The sequence below is a fragment of the Micromonospora sp. DT4 genome (assembly GCF_049841675.1).
Classification (GTDB): Bacteria; Actinomycetota; Actinomycetes; order Mycobacteriales; family Micromonosporaceae; genus Micromonospora.
The window spans coordinates 1-9,667 of record NZ_JBNCKT010000036.1 but is presented as its reverse complement, the minus strand read 5'-3'; the positions used below and the strand labels follow the sequence as shown (position 1 = coordinate 9,667).

Annotated in this window: 8 protein-coding genes; 6 read left to right on the top strand and 2 right to left on the bottom strand. The window is 72.0% G+C overall.

Annotated features, from left to right (window positions below):
- Positions 1-516 precede the first annotated feature (516 nt).
- Together rpmE and prfA are read left to right on the top strand one after the other, a co-directional pair.
- Complete coding sequence (gene rpmE / locus ACLQ24_RS13180; RefSeq protein ID WP_007464546.1) at positions 517-741, top strand: 50S ribosomal protein L31; 225 nt, start codon at positions 517-519, stop codon at positions 739-741.
- A gap of 127 nt (positions 742-868) precedes the next feature.
- Positions 869-1,957, top strand: coding sequence for a peptide chain release factor 1 (gene prfA, locus ACLQ24_RS13175; RefSeq protein WP_425891566.1), 1,089 nt, complete (start codon positions 869-871; stop codon positions 1,955-1,957).
- A gap of 105 nt (positions 1,958-2,062) precedes the next feature.
- On the opposite strand, the gene ACLQ24_RS13170 is transcribed toward prfA, so the two are convergent.
- Entirely contained in the window at positions 2,063-3,610 is a 1,548-nt protein-coding gene (locus ACLQ24_RS13170; RefSeq protein WP_425891565.1) for a diguanylate cyclase domain-containing protein, read from the bottom strand.
- A gap of 72 nt (positions 3,611-3,682) precedes the next feature.
- Between ACLQ24_RS13170 and prmC the strand changes: the two genes are divergently transcribed.
- The 4 genes from prmC to ACLQ24_RS13150 all read left to right on the top strand — a co-directional run bounded on the left by prmC (position 3,683) and on the right by ACLQ24_RS13150 (position 8,111).
- The gene (gene prmC / locus ACLQ24_RS13165) at positions 3,683-4,621 is read left to right on the top strand and encodes a peptide chain release factor N(5)-glutamine methyltransferase (protein ID WP_425891563.1); all 939 of its coding nucleotides are present in this window, start codon (positions 3,683-3,685) and stop codon (positions 4,619-4,621) included.
- Between the two features lie 9 nt (positions 4,622-4,630).
- The gene (locus ACLQ24_RS13160; protein WP_425891611.1) at positions 4,631-5,278 is read left to right on the top strand and encodes an L-threonylcarbamoyladenylate synthase; all 648 of its coding nucleotides are present in this window, start codon (positions 4,631-4,633) and stop codon (positions 5,276-5,278) included.
- A complete protein-coding gene (locus ACLQ24_RS13155) occupies positions 5,279-5,890 on the top strand; it encodes a phosphotyrosine protein phosphatase (RefSeq protein ID WP_425891562.1) in 612 nt (203 codons plus the stop codon). It begins immediately after the preceding gene.
- A 106-nt stretch (positions 5,891-5,996) separates the two neighbouring features.
- The gene (locus tag ACLQ24_RS13150) at positions 5,997-8,111 is read left to right on the top strand and encodes a transglycosylase domain-containing protein (RefSeq protein ID WP_425891561.1); all 2,115 of its coding nucleotides are present in this window, start codon (positions 5,997-5,999) and stop codon (positions 8,109-8,111) included.
- Here the strand turns inward: ACLQ24_RS13150 and ACLQ24_RS13145 are convergent.
- Complete coding sequence (locus ACLQ24_RS13145; RefSeq protein ID WP_425891559.1) at positions 8,086-9,570, bottom strand: SDR family oxidoreductase; 1,485 nt, start codon at positions 9,568-9,570, stop codon at positions 8,086-8,088. The genes ACLQ24_RS13150 and ACLQ24_RS13145 overlap by 26 nt on opposite strands.
- Positions 9,571-9,667: the final 97 nt, after the last annotated feature.

The following is a 9,667-nucleotide window of genomic DNA, read 5'->3' as shown; positions in this document are numbered from 1 at the left end:
CGAGTTCCTGTGCCATACCGCCACGTCGCCGCGGGGGGTGTCCCCCTGGGGCGGTGCCCGCCCGCCGCGATGTGGCGTGGCCGTACCGCCCACGCCTCTCTTCGTTTCCGGCCTCAAGCCACCCCGTCCCACCCCACCTGTGCTCCACACGTCCTTTGCTCTGCTTCACCGGACGCAACGGTTCGGGCCGCTCTCTGTTGCGTCCGTTGAAGCAGAGTAAAGGTGGCGGAGGGGGAGGGCCGAGGGGGCGGGTGAGGGCAGAGCCGTACCCCCGGTGGGGTACCCGGCGGATGGCCGCCAGCTGCGCGAATGCCCCGCCGGGCAGCGGGAATGCGGACGGGGAGGTACGTGTTGACGATGCCGGACGAGGTGTGCGGCCCGCTTGCCGGGTCGGCTCACGCCCATGGCACACTGGTCAATCGGCCACCGGTTCCGGTTCACGCCCGAGCCCGTCGCGTACGGCGCGACGAGTGATGACGGCGACCCGGCGACCACCAACGAGAGGACCGAGGCGAGATGAAGGCAAACATCCACCCGGAGTACGTGACCACCGAGGTCAGCTGCTCCTGCGGTAACACGTTCACGACCCGTAGCACCGCCAAGGGCGGGGCGATCCACGTCGAGACCTGCAGCGCCTGCCACCCGTTCTACACCGGTAAGCAGCGCGTTCTCGACACCGCCGGTCGGGTCGCGAAGTTCCAGCAGAAGTACGCCAAGGTTCAGGCCAAGAAGGCCAAGTAACTCCCCGTTCGGCGCCCGCGTCCGGTTTTCCACCGGACGCGGGCGCCGTCCGCGTTTCGCCCGTTTCCACGCGCCGTCGGCTATCGGGCCGGGTCCGGTGTCGCACCGTCGAAGGAGCATCCGCAGCATGAGCAGCGAGCGTCTGGCCGGCCTCCTCGACGAGTACGCGGAGCTGGAGAAGCGGCTGGCCGACCCGGCCATCCACGCCGACCAGGCAACCGCGCGCCGGGTGGGTCGCCGGTACGCCGAGCTGGTGCCGCTGCACAAAGCCGCCGGCGAGCTGGAGCAGGCGCGCGCCGACCTGGCCGCGGCCCGTGAGCTGGCCGACGAGGATCCCTCGTTCGCCGCCGAGGCGGACACCATCGCGGCGTCCGTGCCGGCCCTGGAGGAGCGCCTCGCCGAGCTGCTCATTCCGCGTGATCCGTACGACGCCAAGGACGTGATCGTCGAGATCAAGGCTGGTGAGGGCGGTGAGGAGTCGGCGCTGTTCGCCGGCGACCTGCTGCGGATGTACACCCGGTACGCCGAGCGGCACGGCTGGATCACCGAGGTGATCGACGCGCAGGACTCCGACCTCGGCGGGGTCAAGGACGTCTCCCTGTCGATCAAGACGAAGGGCGTGCCGGAGGGCGGGAACGGCGTCTGGTCGCGGCTCAAGTGGGAGGGCGGCGTGCACCGGGTGCAGCGCGTCCCGGTCACCGAGTCGCAGGGCCGCATCCACACCAGCGCCGCCGGGGTGCTGGTGCTGCCGGAGGCCGAGGACGTCGACGTCACCATCGATCAGAATGACCTGCGTATCGACGTGTTCCGCTCGTCCGGTCCGGGTGGCCAGTCGGTCAACACGACCGACTCGGCGGTACGGATCACGCACGTTCCGACCGGCATCGTCGTCTCCTGTCAGAACGAGAAGTCCCAGTTGCAGAACCGGGAGCAGGCGATGCGAATCCTGCGGGCCCGGCTGCTCGCCGCCGCCCAGGAGCAGGCCGACGCCGCCGCCTCGGACGCCCGCAAGGCGCAGGTACGCACCGTGGACCGCTCGGAGCGCATCCGCACCTACAACTTCCCGCAGAACCGGATCACCGACCACCGGATCGGCTACACCGCGTACAACCTGGACCTGGCGCTCGCCGGCGACCTGGACGGGGTGCTGGACGCTCTGGTCGAGGCCGACCGCGCCGCCCGCCTCGCCGGCGACACCGAACTGACCCGCCGCTGACCCACCGCCCGCCCCGCCGATCATGGAGTAGTGGTGGGTCGAATGTCGTGTCGTGGACCTTTTGTGAGGCACCACAAGTCCTTGATCGACGCCCTCGCCGAGGGGTCAGCTCGCGCGGGGGCGTGACTTGGCGCGCAGCATCTCCCGGTCGGCCTGCTCGAAGGCGACGCTGAGCGCGTCGCGCAGCCCGCCGCCGCCGGAGACCTCCGCGAAGCCGATGCTGACCCCGACCGGGGTGCCCGGCACCAGCGACTCCCAGTCCTCGTTGCGTACCGCAGCCTCGATCCGGCGGGCCACCTCGGCGGCCTCGGCCATGCCGGTGTTCGGGAGCACCACCACGAACTCGTCGCCGCCGTAGCGGGCCACGAAGTCACCCCGGCGCATCACCCGGTTGATCACCCCGGCGATACGTTGCAGCACCAGGTCACCGGAGTGGTGGCCGTGCCGGGTGTTGACCGCCTTGAAGCCGTCCAGGTCGCAGACGCCGATGACGACCCGCTCGCCCCGGGTGACGACGGCGGTGATGTACCGCTCCAGGCGACGCCGGTTGGGTAGCCCGGTGAGCGGGTCGGTCAACGCCTCACCCTCGTACCGTGCCGCCTCCCGACGCATCTCCTCGTGGTCGATCCGGGCGGCGATGCCGTCGATGTAGACGTCGCGCAGCCGGTCGTTGCGCTGCGCGGCGAGCCGGAACGCCAGCCGGTCCGCCCGGTGGGCCGCGGGATGGTCGCCGGCGCGGGCCAGCGCGATGCTGCGCAGCCGGGCCGGCTCGGCTGCCCCGAGCGTCTCGGTGGACACCTGGATGGTGTCCAGCCGGGTGACCGCCTCGATGGGCCGACCGTCCGCGACGGCCAGGCAGACCATGCCGAGCTGCCGCAGGTCCCGTGCGCGGGCGCTGTCACCGCCGTGGATGAGCAGCCGGGAAGGTACGGCGTCGTCCGCCGGTTCCAGGGTGTCGCCGAGCGCGGCCTGTCGTGCCGCCGAGTATCCGTACGCGGCGAGGCTGCTCGGACGCAGGCGACCGGCCCGCCCGCTCTGGACGAACTGGGCCAGGTCGGCCGCCACGTCCCGCAGTACGCGCAGGCAGCCGTCGCTGTCGCCGTTGTGGTCCAGCGCCACGGCGTTGCGCAGCCGGATGCCCGGCGCGGCGAACGTCTCCTCCGGGATGCCGGCGGTCAACCCGAGCTGCCGTGCGCGTTCGATCGCGCCCAGGGCGTACCCGTGGAAGCTGAGGTAGCTGTAGGCCATCGCGAGGTCGTGCCAGCCCCAGGCGGTGTCCCGGTCCGGGTCGTCCACGGCGCTCAGCGCCCGGGCGGCCTTGACGAGGTGGGTGACGCAGCGGTCCAGGGCGCCCTGGTGGTGCGCGGCGAGCGCGGCCAGCGCGTTGAGGTGCCCGTGCAGGTAGGGCTCCGCGAGGTCGCGGACGGCCGCCGACGCCTCCTCGATGGCCCTGGTGAACTCCGCCGTCCGACCGAGGTTGATCAGCGCCGAGAGGCGCTGCACCATGGCGTCCGCGCGGGCCGCCGGGTCCGAGGTGGTACGGATCACCCGTTCCAGGAGGGTGTACGACTCCGCGGAGCGACTTGCTTCTTGCAAAGCGCGGGCGTGCGAGAGAGTGTCAACCTGGTCATGGACCCGGTCGAGCCAGCCCACCCACAACCTCCTGTCGTGTGCGCCTCGACGCACCCGTTCATGGCGTCGCCCGCGACGCTTCATGATTATCGTGTGACCACTCTGCCGCAACACCCCCCCGAAGGGACAGGTCGTACCCGTCCGTCCGCCGCGGTGGCCTGGGCGGCCCGCGTGCTCGCGGCGGCCGGGGTGGGCCCGGCGCGCGTGGAGGCCGAGCTGTTGGCCGCGTACGTGTTGGACGTGCCCCGGGGGCGGCTGGCGCTCGCCGACGACCTGGACGACGCCCAGTTGGCCCGGCTCGACGAGCTGGTCGGGCGTCGCGCCGGTCGGGAGCCGTTGCAGCACCTGACCGGTCGGGCGGGCTTCCGGCACCTGGAGCTGGCGGTCGGTCCGGGTGTCTTCGTGCCCCGCCCGGAGACGGAGCTGCTGGCCGGTTGGGGTGTCGAGCAGGGCCGGGGCAGACCGGAACCGCTGGTGGTGGATCTGTGCAGCGGCACCGGCGCGATCGCGTTGGCGGTGGCGCAGGAGCTGCCCGACGCCCGGGTGATCGCCGTCGAGCGGTCCTCGGCGGCGCTGGCGTGGCTCCGCCGCAACGCGGCCGAGCGGGCCGCCGCGGGGGACCGGCCGATCGAGGTGGTCGAGGCCGACGTGACCGCTGCGGACCTGCTGGACGGCCTGGTGGGTCGGGTGGACGTGCTGCTCTGCAATCCGCCGTACGTGCCCGTGGAGGTGGTCGTGCCGCCGGAGGTGGCCGCACACGATCCGGCGGAGGCGGTCTTCGGAGGCGCCGACGGTTTGGCGGTGATCCGGCCGGTGATCGACCGGGCGGCGGCGCTGCTTCGACCGGGCGGGGTGATCGGGGTCGAGCACGACGACACGCACGGTGTGGCGGTGCCGGAGCTGTTCGCCCGTGACGGCCGTTTCGACGCCGTCACGGAGCATCCGGACCTCACCGGGCGCCCTCGGTACGCCACCGCGTCCCGACGGGCGGACGGCCAGCACACCCGTGTCCGGGCCGGCGTGGCAGACTGACTCCTCGTGATGCTCTACGACTGCCGATCGCCCGCAGATCGGGACCGCGGCATCGCTGCGGCCATCGAGGCGGTCAAGAACGGCGAGCTGGTCGTCCTTCCGACGGACACCGTCTATGGGATCGGCGCGGACGCGTTCACGCCGTACGCGGTCAAGGCGCTGCTGGACGCGAAGGGCCGGGGCCGGCAGATGCCGCCGCCGGTGCTTATCGGTTCGCGGCACACCCTGGACGGCCTGGTCTTCTCGCTGCCCTCGGCGGCGCGGGACCTGGTGGAGGCGTTCTGGCCGGGTGCGCTGACGATCGTGGTCGAGCACTCGCCGAGCCTGCAGTGGGACCTGGGTGACAAGACCGGCACGGTGGCGGTGCGGATGCCGCTGCACCCGGTGGCCCTGGAGGTGCTGCGCGAGACCGGCCCGATGGCGGTCTCCTCGGCCAACAAGACGGGCCAGCCGGCAGCGGTGACCGCCGAGGAGGCGCGTGACCAGCTCAGCTACTCGGTGCGCGCGTACCTGGAGGCCGGGCCCTGCCCCGATCCGGTGCCGAGCACGATCGTGGACCTGACCGGCGAGGTGCCGCAGTTGCTGCGGGCCGGCGCGATCCCGCTGGAGAAGCTGCGCGAGGTCGTACCGGGCCTCCTCGACGTCCAGGGGGCCTGAGTGCCCCCGTTCACCGTCCTGCACGTGTGTATGGGCAACATCTGCCGTTCGCCGATGGCCGAGCGGCTGCTCGCCCTCGCGGTGCGGGAACGGTTGGCGCGGCGTTCGCAGGACCCGGCCACCGCCGAGGAGTTGCTGCACAGCCACAGTGCCGGCACCGGTGGCTGGCACGCGGGCGAGGAGATGAACCCGCCGGCGGCGCGGCAGGTCATCGACCGTGGCGGTGACGTCGACGGGTTCGCCGCGCGCAAGCTGCGCTCGGACCACATCGACGCTGCCGACCTGGTCCTGACGGCCACGGCCGACCAGCAGGAGTACGTGGTGGCGCTCCGCCCGGACGCGGCGGCCCGCACCTTCGTGGTGGGTGAGTTCGGCCGGCTGCTGGCCGCGGTGGACGTTGCCGGGTTGCCGGCAGCCGAGGGGACCCCGCAGGCGGTGTACGCGCGGGGCGTGGCCCTGGTGGCGGCGGCGCACGACAACCGGATGGGCGCCTCGGCGCTGCCCACCGACGATCTCGACGACCCGTGGGGTCGCGGCGACCAGTGCTTCACCCGGGTCGCGGACGAGATCGAGGAGACGGTCCACCCGCTGGCCGCCACGCTGCTGCCCTGAGCGCCGTGCGAGTTTCCTCCGGGTTTGGGGAAAACGAGGGGCGAAAGGGGTGTTCCGGGTCATTCTGAACGGGTCCTAGCGTGACCGGCTCCTGCGGGGAGAGCTGATGATCCGGGCCCGACTCGACAAAGTGCTGACCGTGGTGATCGCCGGCGTGCTCGCCGGACTGGTACTGGCCGGTGCCGCGCTACCTGCGGCCCTCGTCTTCGGAATCGGCTTCAGCGCCCTCTCCACGCCGTACTCGGAGCTGCCCAGCACGCTCCGTACGCCGCCCACCGCGCAGCGCTCCAACCTCTACGCCAACGACGGCACCACCCTGATCACCTCCTTCTACCAGGAGGACCGGGTGGACGTCCCGCTGCACGAGGTCGCCCCGGTGATGCGCCAGGCCATCGTGGCCGCCGAGGACGTCCGGTTCTACCAGCACAGCGGGGTGGACCTGCGCGGTGTGGTGCGCGCCTTCACGGTGAACAAGCGGGACGGCAAGACCCGGCAGGGCGCCTCCACCCTGACCATGCAGTACGTCCGCAACGTGCTCAGCAGCGACCCCCGGCTCACCGAGCGGCAGCGCCAGGCGGCCACCGAGGTCACCACCGCCCGCAAGCTCCAGGAGATGCGGTACGCGCTGGCGCTGGAGCGGGAGTTGAGCAAGGAGGACATCCTCACCCGCTACCTCAACATCGCCTACTTCGGCGCCGGGGCGTACGGGATCGCGGCGGCCAGCAAGCGCTACTTCTCGGTCTCGCCAGCGGAGCTGACCCTGCCCCAGGCCGCGCTGCTGGCCGGGTTGGTCCGGTCGCCGGACAGTGACGACCCGATCAACGGGGACGCCGACGCCGCCCTGGGCCGACGGACGTACGTGCTGGAACGCCTGGTCGAGACGGGTCAGGTCCCCGTCGATGCCGCAGCCGCGGCTCAGGCCGAGCCGTTGCAGCTGCGACCGAGCGAGACGCCGAACGACTGCACGGGTGTGCCCGACGGGCACAACGACTGGGGCTTCTTCTGCGACTGGTTCACCCGCTGGTGGAGCAGCCAGTCGGCGTTCGGGTCGAGTGCCGACGAGCGGCAGCGCACGCTGCGCCGGGGCGGGTTCTCCATCGTCTCGTCGCTGGACCCGGCCGTGCAGCAGACGACCACCGAGCAGGTCCTGCGCATCTACCGGCAGACCGAGGCCCGGGCCGTGCCGACCGCCGTGGTGCAGCCCGGAACCGGCCGGGTGCTGGCGATGTCGGTGAACCGCACCTACAGCGTCGAGGACAACCCGGTCGGGCAGAAGAACCACCCGAACACGGTCAACCAGCTCGTCGCCGGCGGTGGGGCCATCGACGGGTATCAGGGCGGTTCGACGTTCAAGCTCTTCACCATGCTGGCCGCGTTGGAATCCGGCCTGCCGCTGTCGACCGAGTTCACGGCGCCGACGCAACTACTCACCCGCTTCCCGGCGACCGGGGCGGGCAGTTGCGACGGTCACTGGTGCCCGTCGAACGCCAGCCCCTCGTCGATGGACGGCCCCCGCACCATGTGGACCGCGTTCGGCAGGTCGGTGAACACCTACTTCGCCTGGCTCACCGAGCGGGTCGGCGCGGACCGGGTGGTGGAGATGGCCGAGCGGCTCGGCATCGTGCTGCGTGCCGACTCCGACGAGCGGCTGGCCCGCTACGGCGCGAAGGACTGGGGCCCGTTCACCCTGGGCGTGGCCGCGACGACCCCGCTGGACCTGGCGGTGGCGTACGCGACCGTGGCCGCCGAGGGGACGTGGTGCGCGCCGCTGCCGGTGGTCTCGATCAGCGACTCGGCCGGCCGTTCCGTGGACGCCGCCAAACCGGACTGCCGTCAGGTGCTCGACACCGACGTGGCACGGGCGGCGGCGGACGCGGCCCGCTGCCCGGTGGGCGACCAGTCGATGTACGGGCGGTGCGACGGTGCCACGGCGCCCGATCTGCGATCCCGACTGGGCCGCCCGGTAGCCGGCAAGACCGGCAGCTCCGAGCGGTACGAGACGGAGACGGTGGTGGCCTTCACCCCGCAGTTGGCGGTCGCCTCGATGGCCGCCAACCCCGACGACCCGCGCGACGCGGTCGGTCAGGCGGTGCAGGCCCGGATGGTGACCGCGGTGGGCGAGGTGCTCGCTCGTGCCCTGCGCAACCAGCCGGTACAGGACTTCGTCCCGCCGAGCGAACGCGCCGCGCTCCAGGTCACCGGCTCCCGCACCACGAACTAGGGGTTTGTTCGGCGTTGCGGGCTATGTTGCGGGCCATTCCGCCGAAGATCACCGCGTGGAACGGGGTCACCGATCCCCAGTAGGCGTGCCCCGCCAGACCGCGGGGGAGGAAGACGGCACGTTGCTGGTAGCGGCTGTGGCCGTCGTCGGTCGGCAGCGCCCGCATCTCCAGCCAGGCACGGCCGGGTAGCCGCATCTCCGCGCGCAGCCGCAACAACTCGCCGGGGATGATCTCCTCCACCCGCCAGAAGTCCAGCGCCTCGCCGACCTGGAGGCGATGCGGGTCGCGTCGGCCCCGCCGTAGCCCCACACCGCCGACCAGCCGGTCCAACCATCCGCGTACGGACCAGGCGAGGGGGAACGAGTACCAGCCGTGCTCGCCGCCGACGCCCTCGATGACCCGCCAGAGCGCGGTCGGCGACGCGTCCACCGCCCGTTCCCGCACATCGGTGTAGACGGTGCCGCCGGACCAGTCCGGGTCGCTGGGCAGTGGCTCGGCGGGCGCGTCCGGGCCGCTGGCGGTCGACCAGCGCGTCTCCACCTGGGCGTCGCGTACCTTGGCCAGCGCCAACGCCACCGCCTCGTCGAAGCCGGTGAGGCCGTCCGGCGGGTCGGGCACGTACCGGGCGATGTCGTGTTCGTGGGCGACGGCCTCGTGGATCAGACTCTCCACCAGCGGGCGGGCGATCTTGTTTGGCACCGGGGTGATCAGCCCGACCCAGTGCGAGGAGAGCGACGGGGTGAGCGGGCGGACCGGCACGATGATCCGTCGCCGCAGGCCGGCCACCCGTGCGTACCGCTGCATCATGTCGCGGAAGGTGAGCACGTCCGGCCCGCCGATGTCGAAGCCGCGATTCACCTCGAGCGGCAGCGTGGTGCAACCGGCCAGGTAGCGCAGCACGTCGCGGACCGCGATCGGCTGGATCCGGTTGCCGACCCACCGGGGGGTGACCATGGCGGGCAGCCGCTCGGTCAGGTAGCGCAGCATCTCGAACGACGCCGAGCCGGAACCGATGATCACCGCGGCGCGGAGCACCGCCGTGGGCACCCCGCTGGCCAGCAGGATCCGGCCCACCTCGGCCCGGGACCGCAGGTGTGGCGAGGGAACCTCGGCGTCGGCCGCCGGCTCCGGACCGCCCAGATAAACAATCCTGCGTACGCCGGCCGCGCAGGCCGCCGCCGCGAAGTTCGTCGCCGCCGCTCGGTCGGCTGCCTCGAAGTCCTCCCGACCGAGCGAGTGCACCAGGAAGTACGCGACATCCACGTCGGCGAACGCGGGGGCCAGCGTCTCCGGCCGGCTCAGGTCGCCCTCGACGATCTCGGCCGCCGACGCCCACGGCACGTCGCGCAGGCGTACGGCCTTGCGGGCCAGGCAGCGCACTGTGTGCCCGTCGGCGAGCAGCAGCGGCGTCAGCCGCCCGCCGATGTATCCGGTGGCTCCGGTGACGAGGCATCTCACGGGTCCCAGTGTGCGGCCCCCTAGACGATCTATTCCAAGGGGTGCGGGGCAGCGAACAAGAGCGAGGGTGTCCATGATCGACGTTGCTGAGCAACGA

Excerpts from the sequence above, each read along its gene's own strand:
- rpmE (WP_007464546.1), top strand. The coding sequence starts at position 517 with ATGAAGGCAAACATCCACCCGGAGTACGTGACCACCGAGGTCAGCTGC.
- prfA (WP_425891566.1), top strand. The coding sequence starts at position 869 with ATGAGCAGCGAGCGTCTGGCCGGCCTCCTCGACGAGTACGCGGAGCTG.
- ACLQ24_RS13160 (WP_425891611.1), top strand. The coding sequence starts at position 4,631 with ATGCTCTACGACTGCCGATCGCCCGCAGATCGGGACCGCGGCATCGCT.
- ACLQ24_RS13150 (WP_425891561.1), top strand. The coding sequence starts at position 5,997 with ATGATCCGGGCCCGACTCGACAAAGTGCTGACCGTGGTGATCGCCGGC.